Consider the following 296-nt stretch of genomic DNA (forward strand, 5'->3'; position numbering starts at 1 on the left):
GCAGGAGTTCGTGCGCGCCACCGGCGCCAGCTTCAAGCTCGCGATCTCGTTCGAGAACTGGGCGCACGACGGGGATCGCTACATCCACTCGTTCGGGGATGTCGGCAAATCGACCTGGATGAGCGACTTTCAGCATTTCTGGCTGGAAGCTCGCGCCCGCGGACTTGCCAAGCCCTTCGGCGCCTACTGCCTCGAACACGAAGCCGCCGCTGCCAAGCGTTTCGCCACCGGCGGGCAGCCAGCGCTAAATTATGCGTATCATTTCGATGCCGGCCGCTACGCACGGTATCTACGGC

At 63.2% G+C, this 296-nt stretch carries 1 protein-coding gene; it reads left to right on the forward strand.

Going from position 1 to position 296, the window contains the following annotated elements:
- Nucleotides 1-10 precede the first annotated feature (10 nt).
- Nucleotides 11-296: tryptophan 7-halogenase (locus AC0IYH_RS29045; protein ID WP_471837459.1), on the forward strand; the 286-nt coding region annotated here is incomplete at its 3' end.

The organism is Pseudomonas sp. AC463 (genome assembly GCF_979253585.1).